We start from the raw sequence: 26266 nt of genomic DNA, 5'->3' as shown, positions 1-26266 counted from the left end.
CCGGCGTTGAACGGTGGGTGGCAATGTTCGAGTGGTCCGAGGAAGACCTCATGGTGCGCGACGCGGTGCGGTCGTTCGTCGACAAGGAGATCCGCCCGCATTCCGACGAACTCGAGAGCGGTCAGTTGCCGCCGTACGACATCCTGCGCAAGCTGATGACGTCGTTCGGCGTCGACGCAATGGCACGCGAGGGCCTGGAGAAGGAGCTCGACGCAGAGGCCGCGGGCGAGTCGAAGTCCAAGGGTTCCGGGGGTTCCGGCGGCGGCATGATGAACTCGATGGCGCTGATCCTCAACATGGAACTCGCGGCCGCGAGCCTCGGCATGGTGGTGTCGATGGGCGTCAGTGTCGGGTTGACGGTGTCGACGATCCGGTCGAAAGGCACACTCGCACAGAAGAAGCGGTGGCTCCCCGAGCTGGTCACGCTCGAGAAAGTCGGTGCCTGGGCGATCACCGAACCGGATTCCGGCTCAGACGCACTCGGTGGCATGAAGACGACGGTCCGCCGCGATGGCGACGGTTACATCCTCAACGGGCAGAAGACCTTCATCACCAACGGTCCGTACGCCGACACGATCGTCGTGTTCGCGAAGCTCGACGAGGGCGATGGCACCCCAATGCGTGAACGCAAGGTGCTCACCTTCGTCCTCGACAAGGGCATGGAAGGCCTCACCCAGGGCAAGCCGTTCAAGAAGATGGGCATCATGAGCTCGCCGACCGGTGAGCTCTTCTTCGACAACGTTCGCCTCGGTCGCGACCGGCTGCTCGGCGAGACCGAGGACGTCGGATCGGGTAGTCGTGGCGACAGTGGCGTCAAGGCGGGCTTCACCGCTGAACGGATCGGTATCGCCGCACTGTCGATGGGCATCATCAATGAGGCGCAACGACTTTCGATCGAGTATGCGAAGTCGCGCACGCTCTGGGGTCAGGAGATCGGGAAGTTCCAACTCATCCAGCTCAAGCTGGCCGAGATGGAAATCGCACGGATCAACGTGCAGAACATGCTGTTCAACGCACTCGAACGAGCGAAGGCGGGTAAACCGCTGTCGCTTGCCGAGGCGTCGGCGATGAAGCTCTACTCGTCTCGCGCGGCCACCGAGGTCGCGATGGAAGCAGTGCAATTGTTCGGCGGCAATGGCTACATGACCGAGTATCGCGTGGAACAGCTTGCGCGCGATGCGAAGTCGTTGATGATCTACGCCGGCAGCAACGAGATCCAGGTGACACACGTGGCAAAGGGGCTGCTGGCGTAATAGCGATGTGTCAGGCCAGTGCTGAGCCGAGTTCGTCGACCTTCTCGATCAGTTCTGTCCCGTCGCGCGCGCTCACCGCGCCACTGCAATGCAGTGAGTACTCATCGAGCGCGCAACCTGTTTGGGTCCAGTAGCGGCGCGGCTCGGGGGTGAGCCAGGCCACCCGATGGACGCGCCTGGCCAGCTCGGCGAACAGATCGACTTGCGGATCGAAACCGTTGCTGCGCGCGTCGCCGACGACGAGAACCGACGTACGCGGCGTGATGAGACCGCGGTGGATCTCGAGCAACTCGGTGAGCATTCGGCCATAATCGCTGGTCGCTGACAGGTCCAGGTCGTCGGTGGCCAGCACGGCCGTGAGTGCGTCGTCAGCTGCTGCGGTTCGCAGTGCGGTGGTGACCAGCACGGGTCGGTCCACGAATGCGACGACCTCGCAGTGGTCGCCGAACTCGTACAGGGTTTGTGCGAGTCGCAGGATGAAGCCCGCGACTGGTCGCACCGACAACGAGACGTCGACAAGGACGAGAAGCCGTACCGGGCCGGGTGTGCGATTCCTGCGCCACAGTGTGAGGGGGACCCCGTCGGTGCGGACGGCGCAGCGCATCGTGCGACGCATGTCGAGCGATCCACGATCAGCCGCGCGCACCACCGTGCGCGGCGCTCCCCGAATTCGTTGGACGAGTCGGTGACATGCTCGGTCGATCTGTGCTTGGTCGGTGCCGTGAACCGGATCGGTGTCAGGACCGGTGATCACGGGTGTGGCGGCAAGACGTTCGGATAGGGCCGAGATGAACTGGGACAGAGCATGTTCGAGCTCCTCACGTTGCTCGTCGGTGAGGTTGTCCGCGCCGTCGTCGTCGTAGGCGCTGCGTGCGTCGGCGGCGTCGAGAGCGGCGAGAATCGCTGCGGCATCGGCCATGGAGAGCGACGTTCCGCTGACGCGGGCCGTCGAGCCGACGAGCTCCCCGGCCTTGGCTGCTGCTGCTCCGTCGATCTCGACCGTGTAGGTGATTCCGCCTGCGACGGTGTTGCTGTCAGAGTCGACAGCCAACTGTTCGGTCCCCGCCGATACCGAGAAGTCGTTTTCTTCGCGATGCGCGCTCTCCCCTTGACGCTCCCGTGCGTCTGGATCGTCGGCCATCAGATCGCCGATCTCATCGGTGTGCTCGTCTGCGCCGATCCTCCTCGCCGCGCCGTCGAACTCATCATCCCAGGCGATGTCATCGGGCAGTTCGGCTGCCGTGCCGCGGGGTCGCGGAAGGTCGGTGGCCGTATCGCGATGCGGTACCCCAACGAACACGAGATCGAAGGCGATCTCGAAGCCGTCTGCCTCGTGCGCATACTTGACGCTCACCGCGCGCAGCGCAGCCCGCAGTCGGTCGAGATCGTCGGCGCCGACGAGTGCCAGCGTGCGACGGATCTCGATGACCTCGGCCGGGGACACGGTGACCCGGTGGCCGCGGAGAAGGTGTCCGAACATCACCGAGAGTGCGTCAAGAACGCGATCACGTGTCCGGGCGCCGCTGCGCTCTCGAGAAGTGGTCACGTCAACGTCGACGGGCGCTACGCGCACGACCCGACCCGAAAGCTGTTGCTGTCAGCGACCCTCGCGGACTAGAACCGTCGCTCGCGGACGGCCTCGAATCCTGGATGTCGGACCCGGACGACGCTGGTGTGCCCACCATGGCCCTGGCGATATCGAGATCACTGCCGAACTTCACCAACAGTGCGAGAAGTGCACGGTCTGTCGACGTTCGATCGTGCGTGACGTCGGCTGCGTGTGCGGCAGTCGTCGTGCGCAGGTACGACGCTGCCCGCGCGGCATCGATCACCTCGGCGATGGAAGGACTCTTACGCAGCGGCAACTCCCGCAGACGGCGTGCGAGGTCGACGACGTCGGCGACCACCCCGGGTTCCACTTCCGGCGCGCGCACCGACACGATTGCCCGCTCGCGTTCGACGTCGGGATAGTCGACCTGGAAGTGCACGCAGCGTCGCTTCAGGGCGGGCGACAGTTCCCGGGTGTCGTTGGAGGTCAATATCACCCACGGTGACGAACGCGCGGCGAAGGTGCCGAGCTCGGGAATCGTCACCTGCCGCTCCGCGAGTACCTCGAGCATCACGGCCTCCATGGCCTCGTCGGTTCGATCGATCTCGTCTATGAGCAGCACGGTGGGCAGCGGTGCAGTGATGGCCGCGAGCAATGGTCGTGCGACGAGGAAGTCCTCGGTGTAGACGCCGATGTCGGTGCGCGAGAGCGCCGCCGACGCCGCGGACAGGGTGGGCTCGTCGGCGAGCTCACCGCTGATTCTGTCGCGCAACATCTGCACGTGAAGAAGCTGGCGGGCGTAATCCCACTCGTAGAGTGCTCTGGAGTCGTCGAGACCCTCGTAGCACTGCAGCCGGAGGAGCTGCCGATCCGAGGCTGCCGCAAGGGATTTGGCGAGCTCGGTCTTGCCGACGCCCGCGGGTCCCTCGAGTAGGAGAGGCCTGTCGAGCAGTGTCGCGAGGTGCACAACGACGGCAAGGTCGTCGTCGATCAGGTATTCCTGCTCAGCGAGTGCATCGGTGAGTTCTTCGACCGTGTCGAATCGGGTTGTGGCGCTGGACAAGTGGCGGGACGGCACTGTTGTGCTCTCTGGCATGGCTCCTCATGACGATCGTGCGCGGTGACCTGGGGTGCGGATCGGTCCAGGTGAAGGGTCAGGTCGCGACCTCGCCCGGACCGATCCGCGGCTCGGGAGGTGCTCAGTCTCCCGAGGGCTTGTAGCGGTGGCTCAGTAGCTACCGGTCATTGCATGGGTCACCATCGGGATGAGTGACTCGACGGTGCACTCGCGCGGGTTACCCGGCGTGCACCAGTCGTCCATCATGTGTTCGGCGATTGCGCGGATCTGCTTGTCCGAGGTGTCCATCGTGTCTCCGCGGCCCTCGTACTTGCCGGTGTTCATCCGGTTCTTCTCGTAGCTGTTGACGCTGAGCTGTCCGAAGTTGTCGGGGATACCGAGGTCCTTGGACAACCGGATCGCCTCCTCGACTGCGGCGTCGGCTGCCTGCACGGTCGACATCTTGCTGGTGTCGATACCCAGCAGTGCGGCGATGTCGGCGTAACGCTCGTAGCGGCTCGGCAGGTTGTACTCCCAGACGCGCGGAAGTGCGATTGCGTTGTTCAGGCCATGGTGGCTGTCGTAGAAGGCGCTGACCGCATGTGACAGTGAGTGAATCAGCCCGAGGCCACCCGAGTTGAATGCTTGTGCCGCAATGTATTGCGCGTGCATCATGCCGGTACGTGCCTCGAGATTGCGAGGCTCGTACACGGCGGTGCGCAGGTGGTCACGGATGAGTTCGATGGAGTACTTCGCGTTGCCCAGTGACGGCGCGAAGTCGAGTCGCGAGACATAGGGCTCCGAGGCGTGGGCCAGCACATCGAAGCCGCAGAAGGCTGTGAAGTGTTCGGGGCAGCTGTAGTAGAGCAGCGGATCGTCCATGGCGAGGTCGACGAGGCAGGTGTCGTCGAACGCGACCCACTTGTGTGGCTTGTTCATGTCCGAAGTGTCGGTGATGACATAGGCCCAGGAGGTCTCCGAGCCCGTGCCCGCAGTGGTCGAGACGGCGATGTGCGCGGGGTTCTCCTTGTTGGTGGCCTTGGAGAAGCCTTCGAACTCGTTGATGTTGCGGCCGTCGTGGGCGATCACCATGCGTGCGCCCTTGGCGGCATCGTGGCTTGAACCACCACCGACGGAGATGATCCCGTCGCACTTCTCGGACTGGTAGAGCGCCGCGGCGTCCATGCAGTTGTAGTCCTTGGGGTTGGACTCGACCTTGTCGTAGAGAACGACGTCGACACCCTGGTACTCGATCTTGCCGACGAGTTCCTCGATGATCCCCGAGCCACGCAATCCCGTGGTCATGAGCAGGACGCGGGTCATCCCCAGGTTTTTTGCTTCAACGCCGAGCATGTCGTGCGCGCCGACGCCGAGCTTGGCATTGGGGAACGGGTGGAAGTCCTTGATCGGGAAGTCCCAGATCTGATTGAGCTCGATGGCCATGTGGCGATCTCCTTGTGACGTAACCGGTGATTCACGATCCACTCTGTGCGCCATATCACGTCTGAACAAGTCCACCTGCTCAGATGAAAAGATGATCAGACCAGAAGAGCAGCGGAATCCCTGTCCATCCGGACAGGGAATCCGTGCGTGCTCGTCAGTCGGCGCTCGTCTCTCAGTCGGCGCTCGTCTCTCAGTCGGCGCTCGGTTCGGCGCTCGCCGACCAGCGCACCGACGTCACCGGTTCGGCGCGCACCACCGTCGCGAGAGCGTCTTCGATGTCGCGGTCGTTGCGCTCGGCGCTGAACACATGCGCGGTGATCGTCACGATCCCGTTTTCGTCGTCGGTCGCGGCGATGGACCGTACGGTCAGCTCCGGACGGTGCACGGCGTCGAACACCATTGCGCGCACGGTGGTTTCGGCCGCTTGTGGACAGGTGACCTCGAAAATGTAGTTCGCGGAGGGCGATTCACGGCCGGTGTCGCCGGGGTGGCGGTCGATCAGCCTACCGAGGGGTCGGAGCAGCGTATTCGCGAGCATCACGGTTGCCGTGCCCGCGATGGCGACGAGGAGGAGTCCGCCGCCGGCGAGAGCGCCGACAGCGGCCGACGCCCACAGTGTCGCCGCTGTGTTGAGACCGGAGATCGACGCGCCCTGCTTCATGATCACGCCTGCACCGAGAAAGCCGATACCGGAAACGATCTGGGCAGCAACGCGAGTCGGGTCGGCGTCTGGACCGTGAAAGCTGAATGCCCCCATCACGACGAACAGGGCCGCTCCGAGCGCGACGAGTGCGTTCGTTCGCAGACCCGCTGTGCGAGAACGCCACTGGCGTTCGAAGCCGATCGCGGCTCCACATAGCAGTGCTACGGAGATACGGGCAAAGATGTCGAGTGCGGTGATGGACATGAGGACCGCCTTGGGGTCAGGGTTCCCCAACCCGCGCGCGGCCGCGGTACCGCACGCGATACGCGCGGCGTCGGCTCACCTGTGACGAGCGAGGGGAGGGCACGATTCGAACGATGCTCTGTCAGAAGAACTGTCACCAGATGGCATTCGGATCTCACCTCCCTGCAAGCGCATTCGCACCCGGTCGGTCGAGTGCATATCAGTGATAGCCGTGCTGGCCGGTGATGTCAACGTGACGGACGACATGTGGAGCCGAGATGTCGGAATAGAGAAGTCCCATGTGGCGCCGATGACAACACGCGGTGCTGCTGATGCTCACGCGCCGATGATCAGCAGCACGATGAGGGCAAGGTTCAGCACGACGATGAGCACCGACGACACCGCGGCTCCGATGCGCAGCGGCCACCCATCGGCGTACTCGCCCATGAGCCCGCGGTCGGCGGTGAGTCGGCCGAGGGGGATGATCGCGAACGGGATTCCGAAGCTCAGCACCACCTGACTGATCACCAGCGCCCAGGTTGGGTCCACACCGACAGCGAGCACGACGAGCGCGGGAATGAGCGTGACGAGTCTGCGCACCACGAGAGGAACCCGAACGTGCAGTAGGCCGTCCATGATCGCCGAGCCCGCCGACGAACCGACAGAGGTCGCTGCGAGCCCGCTGGCCAGCAGGCCGATTGCGAAGATGGTCGCCACCGAGGGGCCGAGGGAGTCGCGGACGGCGTCGTAGGCTCCCTCGATGGTGTCGGTGCCCTCCTTGCCGCGGAGGTTGGTGGCCGCGAGCAACAGCAGTGCGATGTTCACGGCGCCTGCCACGATGAGAGCGATGACGACATCCCACCGCGTCACCCTGATCAGGCGCCGCTTTCGCGACGGCGACGAGCTGATGCCGTGTCGGTCGACGACCAGTGAGGAGTGGACGTAGATCGCGTGCGGCATCACAGTCGCGCCGAGCATGGACGCGGCGAGCAGCACTGTCTCGGGGCCCTGCAGGCGGGGCACGAGCCCACCGAGAACCTCTCCGGCGGGCGGCGGTTCGACGACGAGGCCTGCGAGGAATCCCACGACGATGATCGCGAGCATGCCAAGGATGACCCGTTCGAAAACGTGTTGTTGGCGCGCATTCTGCAGAAGCAGCATCAGGAGAGACACCACGCCGACGATCACGCCGCCGAGGACGAGTGGCAGTCCGAACAGCAGATGCAGTGCGATGGCCCCGCCGAGCACCTCCGCGAGGTCGGTTGCCACTGCGACGGCCTCGGCCTGTGCCCAGAACGCGAGTCGAGAACGACGACCCATCCGCGCCCCGATCAGGGCGGGCAGTCCCTTGCCGGTGACGATGCCGAGCTTCGCCGACTGGTACTGAATCAGCATGGCGATGACGTTGGCCAGCACCAGCACCCAGACCAGCAGAAACCCGTATCGGGACCCTGCGGTGATGTTGGCTGCGACGTTGCCCGGGTCGACGTAGGCGATCGCGGCGACGAAGGCGGGGCCGAGTAGTGCGACGTTGCGCAACAGCGCACGCGGACGACGTATGCGTCGGCGGGCCTCGGTCGGCTCCGGCTGCTCGCGCTCTTCGACCGTGCTCACCTGACCAATCTCGCACAGCTCGACGTCGAGTTCAACACGGGCGAATCAAAAAGTTCGGGTCACCGAAACTGTGCGACCGTCGGCTGACCCGACTCAGATCCCAGACGCGGCTCGAGTTGGCAGACGCGCGGCTGATACACCAGCTGCGTCCACACGCTCGGGCCGCGTCTGGAATGCCAATCGTCACTGGAGCAGGCGCCACACCCGATCACGCGACATCGGCAGCTCGTACGGGCGCTCGCCGATCGCCCGCCGGATCGCGTTGGCAAGAGCGGGGGCCACCGGGTTGTAGGGTGACTCGCTCATCGACTTCGCGCCATACGGGCCGAGTTCGTCGGCGGTGTCGGCGAAGTAGACCTCGGTCTCGGGGACATCCGCCATCTGGGGCACCCGGTAGGTGCGGAACACGGGAGTCAGTGCTACACCCTTCCCGTCGAGCATGATCTCCTCGTACAGCGACGATCCGATCGCCTGCGCCACACCGCCTTCGACCTGACCGCGACACTGCTGCGGGTTCATCACCGTGCCGGCGTCGGCCGACTGGACGGACTGCAGGATGCGCACGCAACCGGTCGCGATGTCGACGGCGACCCGAAATGCGTGCACGTTGAACGCAATTGAGCGCAGTGCGCCACTCTCGGAACCGGTGGCCACGACGCGGTCGCCCACGCGGTGCGACGGATCGACGTTGGAGATGAGCTCGTCGAAGCCGACGAGTCGTTCACCGACGAGTGCGCCGTCGGGGACCAACCGGATGGCGTCGGGTGCCGTTGCGGTGATCGACGACGCCGCGTCGAGCAGGACTGTACGCAGCGCGAGTGCTGCGCCGTAGGTCGCCTTGCCGGCGACTGTGATGCCTGCCGACGCGAAGGCCCCGGTGTCGTAGATCGCTGCGTCGGTGTCGCCGTGCGCCAACACGATTCGTGACGGATCGGTTCCCAATGCCTCGGTGACGATCTGGGTGAGCACCGTCGTCGTGCCGTTGCCGAACTCGGCCGTGCCCACACCGACGTGGTAGCTCCCGTCGCCGTCGACTCCGACGGTGACGGTCGAGAAGTGGCCGCGCGGTGCCATGGTGGCGATCGCGGCGATGGCCATGCCCTCGCCGATGCGCCACGAATCACCTTCTGGCGCAGCGACATCGTTGCCGCGGCGTAGCGCTGTCTGGGCGAGGTCGAGGCACTGGTCGAGTCCGTAGCTCCCGTAGATCAGGTCGTCCTCGGGTTCGGGGTGTGCGATGAGAAGCGGATCGCCGTCGCGGACCGCGTTGATTCGACGCAGCTCGAAAGGGTCGATGTCGAGGGCAATCGCGAGTTCGTCCATGGCGGATTCGACGGCGAGGATCACCTGCCCGAGGCCGTAGCCGCGGAAGGCACCCGACGGCGGGTTGTTGGTGTAGACGACCTCGGCGTCGATCCGCTTGACCGGGCAGTTGTACACCGAGACCGACTCGGCACACGCGTGGAACATGACACCCATGGAGTGATTGCCGTATGCGCCGGCGTCGGAGAGAACGTCGACCTTCATCGCACGCAGTCGGCCGTCGGCGTCGGCGCCGAGATCGACTGCGACACGGAAGGGATGACGATAGGTGGTGCGGGTCATCTCGTCGGTCCGCGACATCTCGTACGCAACGGGCATTCCGGTGCGTAGCACCGCGATCGCCACCAGGTCTTCGGTGAGTAGCTCCTGCTTGCCGCCGAATCCGCCGCCGACGCGGGCGCTGAACACGCGGATGCGATCTGCGGGAAGGTCGAGCAAAAGCGCGAGTTCGTCGCGTACCAGGAACGGCACCTGCGTGCTGGTGCGGATCACGAGTCGGCCGTCGTCGTCGAGCCAGCCGATGGAGCCGTGGGTCTCCAACTGTGCGTGGGAAACTCGTGCAGTCTGCCAGGTTCCGCCTACGGTGACGGCAGAGTCCGCGAGCGTGGCGTCGACGTCGCCACCGAATCCCTCGTGGAACGAGGAGATGACGTTGCGCTCTGCCTCGAACACGCGGTCCTCGGGGGTGCGTTCGGGGTGGACCAGTGGGGCGCCGGGACGTCGTGCTTCCTCGGGATCGAAGACGCCGGGCAGGAGCTCGTACTCGACGTCGATCAGGCGGCACGCTTCCTCGGCGATTCCGGCGGTGTCGGCGACCACTGCCGCCACCCGCTGCCCGACGAACCGCACCACGGAGTCGAGGATGAGTGTGTCGTCCGGATCGTCGGCACGCGACTCGTGCCTCGCGGTGGAAAACCTTCGCGTACTGACGTTCTCGTGGGTGAGGACGAGCGCGACGCCGGGAAGAGCCTGCGCCGCGGACGTGTCGATCGAGACGATCCGGGCGTGCGGGTGTGGCGAGGTGAGCACTCGCAGGTAGCGGGTTCCGGGGACTGCGACGTCGAAGGTGTACGGCTCGGTTCCGGTGACAACCCGGCGGCCCGCGGGCGGCGTGAGCGACGCGCCGATCGCGGGGGAGGTGGTCTCGACACGACGCTCGTTCCTCGCGTCTGCTCGACCAGCGGGGGACGCGTTGCTCGTGTCTGCTCGACCAGCGGTGGAGTCTGCTCGACCAGCGGGTTGGCTGGCGGGGGGATCGGCGGGCTGTGCGGCGTCGACGCCCTGCCGGATCGCCTGGCGGATCGCGCGATATCCCGTGCAGCGGCAGAGGTTTCCCTTCATCTTCCGCTGTAGTTCGTCGGTGTCGTGGGCGGTGTCGGCGTCGAGCGTTGACGCCGTGACGATCATTCCGGCCGTGCAGAAGCCGCACTGGAAGCCGAAGTTGTCGACGAAGGCCTGCTGCATGGGATGGAGGTCGTCGGGTGTACCGAGGCCCGAGACCGTTGTGACCGAACGACCTTCGATCCGCTGGGCCGGAAAGATGCACGAGTGCACCGGCGTGTCGTCGACCAACACCGAGCACGCGCCGCAGTCGCCCGCGTCGCAACCCTTCTTGACCTCGAAGTGGGCTTGGTCGCGCAGAAATGTGCGCAGGCACTGTCCCGCAGCGGGACTCGCGTCAACCGGCTCGCCGTTGATCTCGAACTTCACGGTGCAGCAGCCCCTTCCGTGTCCCGTTGTGGTTCGTCCCGTCCCAGTTCGTCACGGATCTGTTCGGCCAGGACCGCGCTGACCCCGCGCCGCCAATCGGCGGCGCCGAGCGGGTCGGTGTAGTAGCCGTCGGCCGACCAGATGTCGGAGCGCAGACGCTCGGCGTCGGGTAATCCGTTGTAGCGCAGCACGGTAGGCCATAGCGTTGCCGCGGTGATCCCGACGACGACGGTGTCATCCTCGTCGCGGCGCCCGGTGACCACCACGCCGGAGCGTCCCAACTCTGCCAAGGCGATCTTCCTGAATCCGGTTCTGCCGCGCAGTGCGTATCCGGGGATGTCGATGGCGCGCAACACCTCTCCCTCGCCCAGGGTGTTGGTTCCGTTGCCGGTGACGAAGTCGGCGACGTCGAGGCTGTAATCGGTGCCGTCCGGCCGCCAGATCAGTGCGCGACCGTCCAGTCCCGCCGCGAGCGACACCATCGATGCGGCCGCGAACGAACGGCAGATGTTTCCGCCGACGGTGGCGACGTTCCAGATCTTGAAGGACGCCAGAAGTGCTGTCGCGCACTGGAAGAGCAGCGGATGTGCCCGCCAACCGTGTTCGGCGGGCAGCTCGGCGAGTTGCGCGATGGTGGCAGTGGCCGCGATCCGCAGCCCGCCGTCGGGCAGTTCCTCGAAGGGCTCCCAGCCGATTCGGCTGATGTCGACCACCCCGCTCGACGTCACCTGCGGTTCGGAGAAGAACCACGTGCCGCCCGCGACGATGCGCTCGCCCGCCGCCAAGGTGAGGTCGTCGCGGCTGTAGGCATAGCGGTAGGTCGAGACCGTGTGCAGGTCCATCACAGTCCCCTGCGTGCCATAGGAGGTGTCATGTGAGGGCCCCGCGTGCTTTGTCGAGTAGTCGACGATGCTCGCGTGCGCAGTCGGCCGCGACGGTCGTCGTGTCGACGGTGAGCAACTCGGCGTCGGCGACGATCTGTGTGCCGTTGACCCACGACGCCTTGATCGGCGGGATGGCGCCGAGAACCAGTGCTGCCACCGGGTCGTCGATGTCGGCGTGCGCGAGCGTGGTGAGGTCCCAGAGGACGAGGTCGGCGAGCTTCCCGACCTCGATGGAGCCGATCTCGTTGGCGCGGCCCAGTACTCGAGCACCACCGATGGTGGCGAGCTCGATGGCCGTCCGGGTCGTGAGCGCGGTTGGGCCTCCCCGGGTGCGGGCCATCAGCACGGCCTGGTGTGCCTCCTCGAGGAGACGGGCCGATTCGTTCGACGCCGCGCCGTCGACGCCCAATCCCACGGGAACCCCTGCGTCGACGAGGTCACGAGTGCGACAGATGTGGTTGCCAAGGCGGGCATTGGAGGTGGGGCAGTGGGCGACGCCGGTCGACGTCGCTGCGAGCCGGGCGATCTCGTCGTCGGCGAACTCGATGCCGTGGGCGAACCACACGTCGTCGCCCGTCCAACCGACCGATTCCATGTATTCCAGTGGTGTGCAACCGAAATGCTCGTCGCAGTAAGTGTTCTCGTCGACCGACTCGGCGAGGTGGGTATGCAGCCGGACGCCGAGTTCTCGTGCCAGCACGGCGGATTCGCGGAGCAGGTCGGTGGTCACCGAGAACGGTGAGCACGGTGCCAGTGCGATGCGCAGCATCGAATCCGGTGCCGGATCATGCCAGCGCGCAACGGCATCGGAGCTTGCGGCGAGGATCTCGTCGATGCTCTGCACCACGGTGTCCGGCGGTAGGCCGCCGTCCTTCTCGGACAGGTCCATCGAACCGCGCGTCGGGTGGAAGCGCACGCCGACGGCCCGGGCTGCACCGATTTCGGCACCGAGCAGGTCGCCGCCCTCGCGCGGGAAGACGTAGTGGTGGTCGGTCGTCGTCGTGCAGCCAGACAACGCGAGTGTCGAGAGACCGCCAAGCGCTGCCGTGTGCACAGCTTGCTCGTCGATACCCGCCCAGATGGGGTACAGCGTCGTCAGCCATTGGAAGAGCGTGTGATCGGCGGCGAGCCCCCGAGTGATCCACTGATAGAGGTGGTGATGGGTGTTCACCAGGCCGGGCGTGAGCACGCAGCCCGAGCCGTCGATCCGGATGACGTCGTCAGGCAACGGCGCCGCTGGGGCATCCGCCTCGATGATCGCGCTGATCGTGGTGCCCTCGATCAGCACCGACGCGCGCGTCAATTCCCGACGATCCGGGTCGACGGTCACCACGGAGGCATTCTCGATGAGGGTTGCTGAGGGCACAGCGACACGCTACGACGATCGGGCCCGCCCGGCATGTCGGGGAGGGCGGTTGCCTTCAGCGACCGGCTCCCGACGTTGCCAATGGGTCGTCGGCAGACGTCAGCGAACCACGTACTCGGTGCTGCAATCGCCGTTGGTCATTGCGTTCGGGTTGATCGAACTGGTGTTGGTGGCGCCGATCACCAGTGCGATGCGGCCGGGGGCGGTGGCGATTCGTGGCACCGAGACCGTCGACGTGAGGCCACCGACGCGCGTCGGGTCGCTGAACACGCTGCCCGACTTCCCGGTTCGGAGGTTTGCCCACGTCACTGTCACCTTTTGCTGGTAGCCGGCGATCGACAGCGGCCTGGAGTCCAGGCGTACCTGGATGCCACCGCGACCCGACTGAGTGATCGATGCGGTGGCCGAGGTCGGCAGTGCGAACAGATTGGGGTTGGGATAGGTGATGGAGCAGTGTCCGACGGGCTGGGCGGGCGCAGCGGAAGCGAGTCCGCCGCCTGTGGCCAGCGGAACCGCCGCCGCGGCAGTGGCAGCTGCGATCGCTACGAACCTGCGGATGCGCGTCGACGGTGAATGCGTGATCTTCGACATGGGATCTCCCTGGTAGATGTACTCGAATCTCGCATTACAGACATCGTGACGACCGCGGGGATTGTTACGGAAGGTAAGCAGATCGGCCGACGGTCAGGCCGTGATCGTCACAGGCGTGCCGTCGCCCGCCCAGTCGTAGAGGTGCTTGATCTCGTTGCCGGGCACGTGAATACAGCCTTCGGAGCCTCGGGTCTTGTATGCCGTCGTGTCGCCGTAGGGGAACTTCTGCCAGGGCGAGTCGTGGAATCCGATGTCGCCGAAAAGGTGCAACCAGTAGTGCACGAACACCGTGTACCCGGGACCGCTCAGCGTGCGATCGACGTCATGACTTTCGATGCGCCAGGTGCCCAGCGGTGTGCCTGCGCCACGGTCGACGCTGCCGGTGGTGACAGGGACGTCGGAGATCTGTCGGCCGTCGAGACACAGCACCATGTGTTGCGACGCGAGTCCGACGACGATGGCCTTTCCGTCGGACTTCTCGGGGCAGGAGGGGCGCGGGATGATCGGTGCCGCGACCGACCGGGCGTTATCTGTCGGGGGTGCTGAGTCGGCAGTCGCTGACGAATGCAGGGTGAGCCCCACGACCGTTGCGATGGTGACCGCCAAGACGGCGATGGCAGCAAGAGCAGGCCACGCGTACCCGAGTACGAGTGACCTAGCCGTGCGAGCACGGCTGTGCTTCTTGGTAACCGATATCATTTCGCCCGACGTTACCGCAGACGGGACACGCGCCGACGCATGCGTGACGGACCGAACGACGTCGGACTGTCACTCACGAGCTCACCTACTCTGTGCGGGCCGGGCGATACGGGACGGAGTCACTGACAGTGACGTCGACGTCGATGGGCCTGCCGACCTGCGGGAACGCCCGCTGCGGGCAGGCAGGTCGCGGGCACACCTTGCATCCTGCGCCGATCGGTACGGTACGACGGTCGTCGGCGAGGTCGATGCCGGTGGAGTAGACGAGGCGGTCGGCGTGTGCGAGATCGCAACCCAATCCGATGGCGAAGGATTTGTGCTGTGTGAGGTAGCCCAACCCCTCGTCGGTGCTGCGCGCCAGCCAGAAATACGACCGGCCGTCCGGCATCTGCGAGACCTGGGTGACAACCCGCCCCGGCGAGGCGAATGCGTCGTGTACGACCCAGAGCGGGCAACTCCCTCCCGCCCGCGAAAAGTGAAATGCGGTGGCGGATTGTCGCTTGGAGATGTTCCCCGCGCGATCGGTCCGGACGAAAATGAACGGGACGCCGCGATGTCCAGGGCGCTGGAGAGTCGACAGCCGATGGCACACGGTCTCGAAGCCGACGTCGAAGCCGACGCAGAGCAGTTCGATGTCGTAGCGCGCGTCCTCCGCTGCGTCGCGAAAGTGTCTGTACGGCAACAACAATGCTCCCGCGAAGTAGTTTGCGAGTCCGATTCGGGCTACAGCCCGTGACTCAGAGCTCAGTTCGACGGCGTCGGCGATCACCGCGTCGATCACATCGCTCTGCGTGATCAACGCCAACTGGGTGGCCAGTTGGAACGCGCGTTGCCCGGAGGTGAGTCGACCCGCGAGCTGGACGACGCGCCGAGTGGGATCGAAGACGCGTTTGGGGCGGCGCGCGGCGGCGACGGGGTCGGTGTCACGGCTGATCGACACGGAGACGCCGTGTTCGCGTGACAGCAGCGTCGCCAACTGCAGGTCGAGTCCTCCGACGCGCAGGCCATGCTGATCGAACATGTCCTCGGCTGCCCGGTCGAGGACGTCGATGTAGTTCTTGCGGTCGTAGAAGAAGTCGCGGACCTCCTCGAACGGCATCGGAGTCGACGACGCTCCGCCCGCATTCGCGGCCTGTCCCCGGTAGGTGTCGAGCTCGGACTCTGCCGCGACGAGGCGCCTGTGGAGGGCGGCGATCGTGCGACCGACGTCGGGCATTCGGGAGACGAGCTCGGTGATCTGCGCGCGCGTGACGTCGCCGCCGTCTGGTGCGGTCGCAAGTGCGTCGGCCAGGTCGGCGACCAGCCGCGCGTCGGTGTCGGCCGCGAAGTAGTCGGCGTTGAGGTCGAACTCGCGGGTGAGTGCGAGAAGCACGCCGACGGTGATCGGGCGCTGATCGTTCTCGAGCTGATTCACGTAGCTGGTCGACTTGTCGATACGACGTGCGAGTGCGGCCTGGGAGAGTCCCTGCTCGTCGCGGAGCCTGCGTAGGCGAGCTCCTACGAGAAGTCTCCCGGGCGTCGCGGCAGAGGGGTGTGCCATGCACAGAGCCTAACTCCTCATCTGTTCACAACATTCGCAAAATTGAGGGCAGTCATCCGCAAAAATACGCATTCGCCAGGGCTTATGCGGAGACGAACGAGATGCGTACGGTGCGAACATGATCATTCACAACGTGCGGACCCACCGCAGTGCCTCCGACTTCGGTCAGTCCGAGCATCTCGCTCAGAAAATCGCCGAGGTTGCCGCCGACCCTGTCGAGGTGCCGATCGAGACAGCCGAGATGGTGATCAATCGGGTCATCGACAACGCGGCGGTCAGCGCCGCGTCGGTGATCCGTCGACCGGTGACGGCTGCGCGGTTACAGGCGCTCGTGCACCCGCACGGACGGGGCGGCCGGGGCGCGGCGGTGTTCGGTGTCGCAGGCACGTACTCCCCGGAGTGGGCCGCGTGGGCCAACGGGGTGGCCGTGCGTGAACTCGACTTCCACGACACCTTCCTCGCCGCCGAGTACTCGCACCCGGGCGACAACATCCCCCCGCTGGTCGCGGTGGCGCAGCACGTCGGCGCCGGGGGTGCAGACCTGATCCGAGGCATCGCCACCGCCTACGAGATCCAGATCGATCTGACGCGCGGAATGTGTTTGCACGAGCACAAGATCGACCACGTTGCGCACCTCGGTCCTTCCGTCGCCGCGGGGCTGGGAACCATGTTGCGTCTCGACGTCGAGACGATCTACCAGGCCGTTGGCCAAGCCCTGCACCTGACAACCGCGACGCGGCAATCGCGGAAGGGCCTCATCTCCAGTTGGAAGGCATACGCGCCGGCTCACGCGGGCAAGATCGCGATCGAGGCCGTCGACCGTGCGATGCGAGGTGAGGGTGCGCCCGCTCCGATCTGGGAGGGCGAGGACGGCGTGATCGCGTGGCTACTCGGTGGCCCCGAGAAGGTCTACGAGATACCGCTTCCCGGTCCGGGCGAGGCCAAGCGGGCGATCCTCGACAGCTACACCAAGGAGCACTCGGCCGAGTATCAGAGTCAGGCGCCGATCGACCTCGCGCGTCGGATGCGTGAGCGGATCACCGATCTCGCCGACATCGAATCGATCGTGCTGCACACCAGCCACCACACCCACGTCGTGATCGGTACGGGCTCCGGTGATCCCCAGAAGTTCGATCCGTCGGCCAGTCGAGAGACGCTCGACCACTCGGTGCCCTACATCTTCGCCGTCGCGCTGCAGGACGGTTTCTGGCACCACGAGGCGTCGTATGCGCCCGAACGTGCACATCGTCCCGACACCGTCGAGCTGTGGCGCAAGATCTCGACCGTCGAAGATCCAGAGTGGACCCGCCGCTACCACTCCACCGATCCGGGGGAGAAGGCGTTCGGCGCGAAAGCGGTTGTGACGCTGCGCAACGGTGAGGTCATCACAGACGAACTGGCTGTTGCGGACGCACATCCACTCGGTGCCCGCCCATTCGCTCGGGAGCAGTACGAGGCCAAGTTCTCCACCATGGCAGACGGCGTGATCGATACGGCCGAGCAGCGTCGATTCCTCGATGCGGCAGCCGATCTCGCGTCGCTCGAGGCGGGAGGCCTCGACGCACTCACTCCGAAGGTGCTGTCCGTCGTGCTCGACAAGGCGCCGACCATCGGGGCGGGGATCTTCTGATGACCTCATCGGAAAACGCTGTGGCGGGGCTGTTCTCGTCATCGGTACCTGCCACCGATAAGCGGCTTGCGCTGCGGGCGGGCTTGGCGTCGGGAAGTCTGCAGCGTTGGCCCGGCGCATTCTCGCCGCTTGTGGCCAAGCTCATCGCCGACGTCGGGTTCGAGGGCGTGTACATTTCCGGCGCTGTGCTCTCGGCCGATATCGGACTCCCCGACGTCGGGCTCACGACGCTGAGTGAGGTCGCCGCTCGCGGCGGGCAGATCGCCCACGCAACCAACCTGCCGTCACTTGTCGACGCCGACACCGGATTCGGTGAACCCATGAGCGCGGCGCGGACCGTTGCCACCCTCGAAGACGCGGGGTTGTCCGGCTGCCACTTCGAGGATCAGGTCAATCCCAAGCGGTGTGGTCATCTCGACGGCAAGGACGTCGTTCCCGTCGGCGAGATGCTCGCAAGGCTTGCGGCAGCGGTCACGGCACGACGCGACGACAACTTCGTGATCTGCGCGGACGGACGCGCGTGCCGTCGAGGGTCTCGACGCCGCGATCGATCGCGCCAAGGCGTATGCCGATGCCGGCGCCGACCTCATCTTCACGGAGGCATTGCGTGACGCCTCGGAGTTCGAGAGATTCCGTGCGGCCGTTGACGTTCCGCTCCTTGCCAACATGACGGAGTTCGGCAAATCCGACCTGCTCACTGCGAAACAACTGGGGGACGTCGGCTACAACGCGGTCATCTATCCGGTGACGACGCTACGCATCGCGATGGGTGCCGTTGAGTCAGGACTTCGGGAGATCGCCTCTACCGGAACACAATCGGGACTCCTCGACGGCATGCAGCATCGGAGCAGGCTCTACGAGTTGCTGCGCTACGCGGACTACAACGACTTCGATTCCGAACTGTTCAACTTCACCCTGAATTCCACGCCGGAGGTACATCCATGAGCGCGCCGCCAGTTGGCCAACCTGCTATTCACAAGGGTCTTCTCGGGGTCGTCGTCGACACCACTGCGATCTCGAAGGTTGTGCCCGAAACGAATTCGCTGACCTACCGGGGCTATCCCGTACAGGATCTCGCCGCGCACTGCAGTTTCGAGCAGGTCGCGTACCTCCTGTGGCATGGCGAGTTGCCCACCGACGCCCAACTCGCCGCGTTCACGCAGCGAGAGCGGGCGAGTCGTCGACTCGATCGGTCGACACAGGCCGTCCTCGCCCGTATTCCGGAGAACTGCCACCCGATGGACGTCGTTCGCACGGTCATCAGCTACCTCGGCACCGAGGACCCGGACGAGGACAACGCGGCGCCCACCGCGAACTACGACAAGGCGCTGCGGATGTTCTCGATCCTGCCGACCATCGTCGCGGCGGACATGCGTCGACGACGCGGACTCGACCCGATACCCCCGCACCACGGACTCGGCTACGCGGAGAACTTTCTGGCCATGTGTTTCGGGAAGGTTCCCGATCCGGTGGTCGTCTCGGCGTTCGAGAAGTCGATGGTGCTCTACGCCGAGCACAGTTTCAACGCATCGACCTTCGCGGCCCGTGTCGTGACCTCGACTCAGTCGGACATCTACAGCGCGGTGACGGCGGCGATCGGAGCGCTGAAGGGATCGCTGCACGGCGGCGCCAACGAAGCGGTCATGTACGACATGATCGAAATCGACCGCCCGGAACTGGCGAACGCCTGGCTCGAGCTCAAGCTGGAGAACAAGGACAAGGTGATGGGGTTCGGCCACCGCGTCTACAAGAACGGCGATTCGCGGGTGCCGACGATGCGTGCGGCTCTGGTCGAGGTCTCCGAACAGCTCGGCGAGGACCGGTGGCTGCGCATCTACACCGAACTCGAGCGGCTGATGGACGAGCGCACGGGCATCAAACCGAATCTCGACTTCCCGACCGGCCCCGCGTATCACCTGATGGGCTTCGACATCGGATCGTTCACGCCGATTTTCGTGATGAGCCGCATCACGGGGTGGACTGCGCACATCATGGAACAGGCAGCGTCGAACTCGCTGATCCGTCCGTTGAGTAGCTACACAGGACCCGCGCAGCGCGCTCTCACACTTTGAGACAAAAGTGAGGTATCACCCTCACTTACGGATAAGGTCGACGACGACGGCGGTGCCTGTCCCGATGGTGCCTGCCCGGGCAACGTGTATTCGACGAACGAAAGTTGTGTCCCGAGATGTTTGAGAAAGTCCTGGTCGCAAATCGCGGTGAGATCGCGATCCGAGCATTTCGTGCGGCATATGAGCTCGGGGCCGGAACGGTCGCGGTATTCCCGTATGAGGACCGCAACTCGCTGCACCGACTGAAGGCCGACGAGTCGTACCAGATCGGCGTACCGGGGCATCCGGTCCGTGCGTATCTCTCCGTCGACGAGATCATCGGTGCCGCACTGCATTCGGGCGCGGATGCGGTCTATCCCGGCTATGGCTTCCTGTCGGAGAACGCAGGCCTGGCGGCGGCGTGTGCCGAGCATGGCATCACGTTCGTCGGACCGCCCGCGCATGTACTCGAGCTGACCGGCAACAAGGCCGAGGCCATCGCTGCGGCGAAGGCTGCCGGGTTGCCGGTGCTTGCGTCCTCGGAGCCGTCGGCCGACGTCGACGAGTTGGTTGCGGCATCCGCCGACATGCAGTTCCCGGTCTTCGTCAAGGCGGTTGCCGGTGGTGGTGGTCGCGGTATGCGGCGCGTCGCCAAGCGTGAGGATCTCGCCGAGGCCATTTCGGCGGCATCCCGCGAAGCCGACACCGCATTCGGTGATCCGACAGTGTTCCTCGAGCAGGCCGTGATCAATCCGCGCCACATCGAGGTGCAGATCCTGGCCGACACGCAGGGCAACGTCATTCACCTCTTCGAGCGCGACTGCAGCGTGCAGCGTCGGCACCAGAAGGTCGTCGAGTTGGCTCCGGCGCCAAACCTCGATCCGCAACTACGGGAGCGGATCTGCGCCGATGCCGTCGCGTTCGCCAAGCAGATCGGCTATTCGTGCGCCGGGACCGTCGAATTCTTGGTTGATGTGCAGGGTCGGCACGTGTTCATCGAAATGAATCCGCGCATTCAGGTGGAGCACACGGTGACCGAGGAGATCACCGACGTCGACCTTGTCGGTGCGCAGTTGCGGGTGGCGTCGGGGCAGTCCCTCGACGACTTGGGGTTGAGTCAGGACTCGATCGCCATCCGCGGAGCAGCACTACAGTGCCGCATCACCACCGAGGACCCATCGGACGGTTTCCGGCCCGACGTCGGGCGTATCACCGCCTACCGCACGCCCGGTGGTGCAGGCATCCGACTCGACGGCGGTGCGGTTCTCGGCGGAGAGATCAGCGGCCATTTCGACTCGATGCTGGTCAAACTGACCTGCCGCGGTCGCGACTTCGACACTGCGGTGCGTCGTGCACGACGTGCCCTGGCGGAGTTCCGCATTCGCGGTGTGGCCACCAACATTCCGTTCCTGCAGGCGGTGCTCGACGACCCCGACTTTGCCGCGGGACACGTGACGACGTCGTTCATCGAAGACCGCCCGTGGCTGTTGAATTCACGTGGATCGGCTGACCGCGGTACGCGCATTCTGTCGTATCTCGCGGACGTGACGGTCAACAAGCCGCACGGGGAACGTCCGAGCACGGTGTATCCGCGCGACAAGCTTCCCGCGCTCGACCGCGCCCAACTACTCGCGCCGCCCGACGGCTCGCGGCAGCGACTGTTGACCCTGGGGCCCAACGGTTTTGCGCGCGACCTTCGCGAGCGCGCTGCGGTCGGTGTCACCGACACGACCTTCCGCGACGCCCATCAGTCGCTGCTCGCGACGCGCGTGCGGACGAGCGGAATGCTCGCCGTCGCACCGTATGTCGCGGCGACGACCCCGCAGCTGCTGTCCGTCGAGTGTTGGGGCGGCGCCACCTACGACGTCGCGCTGCGGTTCCTGAAGGAAGATCCGTGGGATCGGTTGGCGCAGTTGCGCGAAGAGATTCCCAACATCTGTCTGCAGATGCTGCTGCGCGGTGCCAACACCGTCGGCTACACGCCGTACCCGCAGAAGGTGACGACCGCCTTCGTCGCCGAGGCGACGGACGTGGGCATCGACATCTTCCGAATCTTCGACGCGCTCAACAACATCGAGCAGATGCGACCCGCCATCGACGCGGTGCTCGAGACCGATCGCGCGGTCGCCGAGGTCGCGATGAGCTACACGGGCGACCTCGCGAACCCCGACGAGAAGCTCTACACCCTCGACTACTACCTGCGCCTGGCGGAGCAGATCGTCGACGCCGGTGCGCATGTCCTCGCGATCAAGGACATGGCGGGGCTGCTGCGGGCGCCCGCGGCCGACAAGCTGGTCCGCGCGTTGCGAAGCGAGTTCGATCTGCCCATCCACGTCCACACCCACGACACCCCTGGCGGACAGTTGGCGACGTACCTCGCGGCCGTCAACGCGGGCGCCGACGCCGTCGACGGCGCGTCGGCACCCTTGGCGGGCACCACGAGTCAGCCGCCGCTGTCGGCAATCGTCGCGGCGTTTGCGCACACCGAGCACGACACCGGGCTGGACCTCAAGGCGGTCTGCGACCTGGAGCCGTACTGGGAAGCGGTGCGAAAGGTGTACGCCCCCTTCGAATCCGGTGTTCCCGCACCGACCGGGCGCGTCTACTCGCACGAAATTCCGGGCGGCCAGCTGTCGAATCTGCGTCAGCAGGCCATCGCGTTGGGACTGGGTAACCGCTTCGAGGCTGTCGAAGAGGCCTACGCTGCCGCCGATGCGATGCTGGGGCGGCTGATCAAGGTGACGCCGTCGTCGAAAGTCGTCGGCGACCTTGCCCTCGCCCTCGTCGGGCAGGGCATCGCACCGGCTGACTTTGCCGCGAACCCCGGCGCCTACGACATCCCCGACTCCGTGATCGGTTTTCTCCGAGGCGAATTGGGTGAGCCCGCGGGAGGGTGGCCCGAGCCGCTGCGTACCCGCGCGCTCGCCGGTCGCACGGCCCCGCGCCCCGTCGAAGAGCTCAGTGCAGCCGACGACACCGCACTCGACACGGCGGGCAGGCACCGGCAGGAAACCCTCAACAGACTGTTGTTCCCCGGTCCGACAAGGGAATTCGAGGAGCATCAGGAAATGTACGGGGACACGTCGAGGCTGTCGGCCAATCAATTCTTCTACGGACTGCGCTACGGCGACGAGCACCGCGTGGAGCTCGAACCGGGCGTCGAATTGCTGATCGGTCTCGAGGCGATCAGCGAACCCGACGAGAAGGGCATGCGCACGGTGATGTGTGTGCTCAACGGTCAGTTGCGGCCGGTCGCCGTACGAGATCGGTCCGTCGACTCCAAGGTTGCCGCCGCCGAGCGTGCTGATCGGGCAAATCCGAATCACGTCGGCGCACCCTTCGCGGGCGTCGTATCGCTGTCGGTGGACGTCGGCGACGAGATTGCGGCGGGCGCGGCGATCGGCACAATCGAGGCGATGAAGATGGAGGCGACCATCACCGCGCCGGTCGGCGGCAAGGTCGCCCGGGTCGCGGTGACATCCGTGCAGCAGGTTTCACCCGGCGACCTGCTGATCGAAATCGGCTGAGGTTGCGCGGGTTCGGAGTCGGCGGTCAGTCGATGGTGGTGGCGTCGAGCCCGGCGTCGGAGTGTGCGCGCGTTGCCCTGATCTGTGCGGCGTTCGGGTCGTCGACGTTCCTGATCCACTCGAGCGCATCGTCGACGCTCCGGCCGGTGGCGACGTGTCTGGCCAGGAGGCGTTCATGTCGGATGGCGTCGGGGAGGTCGACGAACCACATGCGGTCGATGAGTCGACGAACGGGCGCCCACGCGCCGTCGAATGCGAGGTAGTTGCCTTCGACGACAACGATTCTCGCTGTTACGGGGATCAGTGCCGACGCGGCGATCGGCTCGCCGAGGTTGTGATCGAAGTCGGGTGCGTAGACCTCGGTGTCGGGCGTAGCGGCCCTGCGGAGCGCCGTGACGAATCCGTCGACGTCGAAGGTGTCTGGCGCCCCACGTCGTTCGGTGCGGCGGAGGAGGTGCAGCATCGGTGTCGCGAGATGGAAACCATCCATCGGGAGATATCCGATGTGTGCGTCGCCGAGGCGGTCGGCGAGTTCGAGAGTCGCCCGACGTGCGACCGTCGTCTTGCCCGCCCCCGGTGGCCCGGTGAATCCGACGACCACTCGGGAGCGGGTGTCCGCGAGGTCGATGATCTCTGCGACCAGCGCCTCGATGATCATGACTGAAACGATACGAGACAATCGACGGGGATCGACGAGATGGAGTCATCCCGCCGACTCCCTGGTCGTCAGCGCTCTACGTCAATCCCCGACGTCAGCGCTCGACGTCGGCACGCACTGTCGTCGCGGCGGTGACGAGGTTGCTCAGCGACGCGATCACCTCGCCGGGTGTGCGGGTCTTGAGTCCGCAGTCGGGGTTGACCCAGAGTCGTTGCGGGCCAACGGCCTTCAACGCCGCGCGTAGTGACCGTTCGATCTCCGCCGTGCCCGGTACGCGAGGCGAGTGGATGTCGTAGACACCCGGACCCACGCCGTTCGAGAACCCGACGGCGTTGAGGTCGTCGAGGATCTCCATCGCCGAGCGGGCAGCCTCGATCGACGTGACGTCGGCGTCGAGGTCGGCAATCGCGCCGATGACCTCACCGAACTCCGAGTAGCAGAGATGGGTGTGGATCTGCGACGAGTCGGCCACCCCGGATGTCGCGAGCCGGAACGCGCGTACCGCCCAATCGAGGTAGTTCTGCTTGTCAGCGTCACGCAGGGGGAGGAGCTCGCGCAGTGCCGGTTCGTCGACCTGGATGATGGTGATTCCGGCATTCTCGAGGTCGACGGTCTCGTCGCGGATCGCCAGCGCAATCTGATCGGCCGACTCCGCGAGCGGCTGGTCGTCACGCACGAACGACCACGCGAGGATCGTCACCGGGCCGGTCACCATTCCCTTCACCGGTTTGTTGGTCAGCGACTGCGCGTAGGTGATCCAGTCCACGGTCATCGGATGCGTGCGCTCGACGTCGCCGTACAGGATCGGCGGCCGCACGCACCGGGTTCCGTACGACTGAACCCACCCGTTGGCCGTGGCGAAGAAGCCGTCGAGCTGTTCGGCGAAGTACTGGACCATGTCGTTGCGCTCGGGTTCCCCGTGCACGAGTACGTCGAGTCCGATTTTCTCCTGTAGCGCAACCACATCGGCGATCTCCGCGCGCATGCGCCGCTGATATTCGGCCTCGTCGATCTCACCCGAACGCAGCGCGGCACGGGCAAGTCGGATCGCCGAGGTCTGCGGGTAGGAGCCGATCGTGGTGGTCGGCAGGGGCGGAAGGTCGAGCTGCGAGTTCTGAGCCGCGATGCGCTCTTCGGCGGGCATCCGCGTGACGTCGTCGTCGGTGACCGCGGCCAGACGAGAACGAACGGCAGGGACGTGGACACGCGGATCACTTACACGCGTGGCCAGCGCCGCGGCGGACGCCTCGAAGGCCTCCCGCTCCGACTCCCGACCGTTGCGCAGTGCGCGCGCGAGCACCCCGACCTCGGCATACTTCTGCGCGGCGAATGCCAGCCAGCCTCGCAGGTTGTCGTCGAGTTCGTCCTCGGTGTCGAGCGTGTAGGGCACGTGCAGCGTCGAGCACGACGTCGAAACAGCAAGCGCGCGTGCCGATCCCAACAGGGTGCCAAGGGTCGCGAGCGCCTTGTCGAGGTCGGTGCGCCAGATGTTGCGACCGTCGACGACGCCTGCGACGAGCAGCTTCTCGGCGAGTTCTGGGACCACGACGACCGAGTCGACCGAACCCGCGACGAGGTCGACACCGATGGCCTCGACGGGCGTGCGTGCCAGGGCAGCGAGAGACGCGCCGGGGTCACCGAAGTAGGTGTTGACGAAGAGCGACGGACGGTCGGCGACAGCGCCGAGCCTCGAGTACACCGAATTGGCCAGTGCGGGAAGGTCTTCGGCATAATCGGTGACCAGCACCGGCTCGTCGATCTGGACCCACGCGACCTCGGCCCGTGCGAGTTGTACGAGCAACTGCTCGTACACCCCGAGTAGGTCGTCGATCCTCGTCAGCGGCGCCGGAGCGTCGTCGCCGGCCTTGGCGAGTGCCAGGAAGGTGATCGGCCCGACGATGACCGGTCGGGCTTCGACGCCGTGTGCGTGTGCTTCGGCGATCTCGCCGAGGACCTTGTCGGGGTGCAACCCGAACGTGGTGTCGCCGCCGATTTCGGGAACCAGATAGTGGTAGTTGGTGTCGAACCACTTGGTCATCTCAAGGGGAGCGATGTCGGCGGTGCCACGTGCCGCGGCGAAGTATCGGTCGAGTGGATCGGCGATGCCGTCGAACCGCTGGGGGAGTGCACCGAGAAGGACCGCGGTGTCGAGTACCTGGTCGTAGTAGGAGAAGGCGTTGACCGGAATCGAGTCGAAACCGGCTGCGGCCAACTGTTCGACGGTGTCGCGTCGCAGTCCGGCTGCGATCTGGTCGAGCTCGGCAGCGCTGACGCGGCCCGCCCAATAGCCTTCGACCGCCCGCTTGAGTTCGCGGCGCGGGCCGATCCGCGGCGTGCCGGGCACGGTGGCGGTGAACGGCCTGCCAACCGAATTCGACGCCGTCTCGGCGACGGTGGTGTGTGCTGAATTGATGGACATGAGTTCGTGAACTCCTGCATTCGACGTGGACGGTTCACCGCCATACAGGGAGAGTCGACGAGCCCC

At 65.6% G+C, this 26266-nt stretch carries 17 protein-coding genes and 1 pseudogene; 5 read left to right on the top strand and 13 right to left on the bottom strand.

Annotated elements, in window-relative coordinates:
• The first annotated feature begins 23 nt into the window (after positions 1 to 23).
• A complete protein-coding gene (locus A5766_RS12905; RefSeq protein WP_064865180.1) occupies positions 24 to 1253 on the top strand; it encodes an acyl-CoA dehydrogenase family protein in 1230 nt (409 codons plus the stop codon).
• A gap of 10 nt (positions 1254 to 1263) precedes the next feature.
• On the opposite strand, the gene madC is transcribed toward A5766_RS12905, so the two are convergent.
• The 11 genes from madC to A5766_RS12850 all read right to left on the bottom strand — a co-directional run bounded on the left by madC (position 1264) and on the right by A5766_RS12850 (position 15915).
• Complete coding sequence (gene madC / locus A5766_RS12900; protein WP_064865184.1) at positions 1264 to 2799, bottom strand: MadC family VWA domain-containing protein; 1536 nt, start codon at positions 2797 to 2799, stop codon at positions 1264 to 1266.
• A 1-nt stretch (position 2800) separates the two neighbouring features.
• Entirely contained in the window at positions 2801 to 3898 is a 1098-nt protein-coding gene (locus A5766_RS12895; RefSeq protein WP_064865594.1) for a MadB family AAA-type ATPase, read from the bottom strand.
• 132 nt (positions 3899 to 4030) lie between these two features.
• A complete protein-coding gene (gene mdo / locus A5766_RS12890) occupies positions 4031 to 5302 on the bottom strand; it encodes an NDMA-dependent methanol dehydrogenase (protein WP_005205843.1) in 1272 nt (423 codons plus the stop codon).
• Between the two features lie 190 nt (positions 5303 to 5492).
• Positions 5493 to 6203, bottom strand: coding sequence for an MgtC/SapB family protein (locus A5766_RS12885; protein ID WP_197500809.1), 711 nt, complete (start codon positions 6201 to 6203; stop codon positions 5493 to 5495).
• Positions 6204 to 6524: 321 nt separating this feature from the next.
• Complete coding sequence (locus tag A5766_RS12880) at positions 6525 to 7802, bottom strand: Nramp family divalent metal transporter (protein WP_064865194.1); 1278 nt, start codon at positions 7800 to 7802, stop codon at positions 6525 to 6527.
• 183 nt (positions 7803 to 7985) lie between these two features.
• Complete coding sequence (locus A5766_RS12875; RefSeq protein ID WP_064904992.1) at positions 7986 to 10835, bottom strand: molybdopterin-dependent oxidoreductase; 2850 nt, start codon at positions 10833 to 10835, stop codon at positions 7986 to 7988.
• The gene (locus tag A5766_RS12870) at positions 10832 to 11677 is read right to left on the bottom strand and encodes an FAD binding domain-containing protein (RefSeq protein ID WP_005205839.1); all 846 of its coding nucleotides are present in this window, start codon (positions 11675 to 11677) and stop codon (positions 10832 to 10834) included. The genes A5766_RS12875 and A5766_RS12870 overlap by 4 nt, the downstream gene beginning before the upstream one ends.
• 28 nt (positions 11678 to 11705) lie before the next feature.
• Positions 11706 to 13085 (bottom strand): 8-oxoguanine deaminase, encoded by a 1380-nt coding sequence (locus A5766_RS12865; RefSeq protein ID WP_005205838.1) that lies wholly within the window; start codon positions 13083 to 13085, stop codon positions 11706 to 11708.
• A 99-nt stretch (positions 13086 to 13184) separates the two neighbouring features.
• On the bottom strand, positions 13185 to 13676 hold the full coding sequence (locus A5766_RS12860) for a hypothetical protein (RefSeq protein WP_005205837.1): 492 nt from the start codon (positions 13674 to 13676) through the stop codon (positions 13185 to 13187).
• Between the two features lie 93 nt (positions 13677 to 13769).
• Entirely contained in the window at positions 13770 to 14375 is a 606-nt protein-coding gene (locus A5766_RS12855; protein WP_005205836.1) for a L,D-transpeptidase, read from the bottom strand.
• An 85-nt stretch (positions 14376 to 14460) separates the two neighbouring features.
• Positions 14461 to 15915 carry a short-chain fatty acyl-CoA regulator family protein gene (locus A5766_RS12850; protein WP_064904991.1) on the bottom strand — a complete coding sequence of 485 codons (1455 nt, stop codon included), beginning with the start codon at positions 15913 to 15915 and terminating at the stop codon, positions 14461 to 14463.
• Between the two features lie 118 nt (positions 15916 to 16033).
• Here A5766_RS12850 and prpD point away from each other — a divergent pair, with 118 nt between their 5' ends.
• From prpD to A5766_RS12830, 4 genes and pseudogenes are all read left to right on the top strand, one after another.
• Complete coding sequence (prpD, locus tag A5766_RS12845; RefSeq protein ID WP_064863274.1) at positions 16034 to 17545, top strand: 2-methylcitrate dehydratase PrpD; 1512 nt, start codon at positions 16034 to 16036, stop codon at positions 17543 to 17545.
• Positions 17545 to 18490: pseudogene (gene prpB, locus A5766_RS12840) on the top strand (methylisocitrate lyase). The gene prpD and the pseudogene prpB overlap by 1 nt, the downstream one beginning before the upstream one ends.
• Positions 18487 to 19617 carry a bifunctional 2-methylcitrate synthase/citrate synthase gene (locus A5766_RS12835; protein WP_005205831.1) on the top strand — a complete coding sequence of 377 codons (1131 nt, stop codon included), beginning with the start codon at positions 18487 to 18489 and terminating at the stop codon, positions 19615 to 19617. Before prpB ends, A5766_RS12835 begins: the two are co-directional and overlap by 4 nt.
• A gap of 116 nt (positions 19618 to 19733) precedes the next feature.
• Entirely contained in the window at positions 19734 to 23123 is a 3390-nt protein-coding gene (locus A5766_RS12830) for a pyruvate carboxylase (protein WP_005205830.1), read from the top strand.
• A gap of 25 nt (positions 23124 to 23148) precedes the next feature.
• On the opposite strand, the gene A5766_RS12825 is transcribed toward A5766_RS12830, so the two are convergent.
• Positions 23149 to 23781 (bottom strand): nucleoside/nucleotide kinase family protein, encoded by a 633-nt coding sequence (locus A5766_RS12825; protein ID WP_064904989.1) that lies wholly within the window; start codon positions 23779 to 23781, stop codon positions 23149 to 23151.
• 94 nt (positions 23782 to 23875) lie between these two features.
• A complete protein-coding gene (gene metE, locus A5766_RS12820) occupies positions 23876 to 26200 on the bottom strand; it encodes a 5-methyltetrahydropteroyltriglutamate--homocysteine S-methyltransferase (RefSeq protein WP_064904980.1) in 2325 nt (774 codons plus the stop codon).
• Between the last annotated feature and the right edge of the window lie 66 nt (positions 26201 to 26266).

Source organism: Gordonia sp. 852002-51296_SCH5728562-b, assembly GCF_001665475.1.
In the GTDB taxonomy this organism is placed as follows: Bacteria; Actinomycetota; Actinomycetes; order Mycobacteriales; family Mycobacteriaceae; genus Gordonia; species Gordonia sputi.
This window is presented reverse-complemented; position numbering and strand designations above follow the sequence as displayed.

Bases quoted from the DNA above. Each gene is read 5' to 3' on its own strand.
- A5766_RS12825 (WP_064904989.1), bottom strand. From the start codon at position 23,781: ATGATCATCGAGGCGCTGGTCGCAGAGATCATCGACCTCGCGGACACC.
- A5766_RS12860 (WP_005205837.1), bottom strand. From the start codon at position 13,676: ATGTCGAAGATCACGCATTCACCGTCGACGCGCATCCGCAGGTTCGTA.
- mdo (WP_005205843.1), bottom strand. From the start codon at position 5,302: ATGGCCATCGAGCTCAATCAGATCTGGGACTTCCCGATCAAGGACTTC.
- metE (WP_064904980.1), bottom strand. From the start codon at position 26,200: ATGTCCATCAATTCAGCACACACCACCGTCGCCGAGACGGCGTCGAAT.
- prpD (WP_064863274.1), top strand. From the start codon at position 16,034: ATGATCATTCACAACGTGCGGACCCACCGCAGTGCCTCCGACTTCGGT.
- A5766_RS12850 (WP_064904991.1), bottom strand. From the start codon at position 15,915: ATGGCACACCCCTCTGCCGCGACGCCCGGGAGACTTCTCGTAGGAGCT.
- A5766_RS12895 (WP_064865594.1), bottom strand. From the start codon at position 3,898: ATGCCAGAGAGCACAACAGTGCCGTCCCGCCACTTGTCCAGCGCCACA.
- A5766_RS12830 (WP_005205830.1), top strand. From the start codon at position 19,734: ATGTTTGAGAAAGTCCTGGTCGCAAATCGCGGTGAGATCGCGATCCGA.
- A5766_RS12855 (WP_005205836.1), bottom strand. From the start codon at position 14,375: ATGATATCGGTTACCAAGAAGCACAGCCGTGCTCGCACGGCTAGGTCA.
- A5766_RS12905 (WP_064865180.1), top strand. From the start codon at position 24: ATGTTCGAGTGGTCCGAGGAAGACCTCATGGTGCGCGACGCGGTGCGG.
- A5766_RS12835 (WP_005205831.1), top strand. From the start codon at position 18,487: ATGAGCGCGCCGCCAGTTGGCCAACCTGCTATTCACAAGGGTCTTCTC.
- A5766_RS12870 (WP_005205839.1), bottom strand. From the start codon at position 11,677: ATGGACCTGCACACGGTCTCGACCTACCGCTATGCCTACAGCCGCGAC.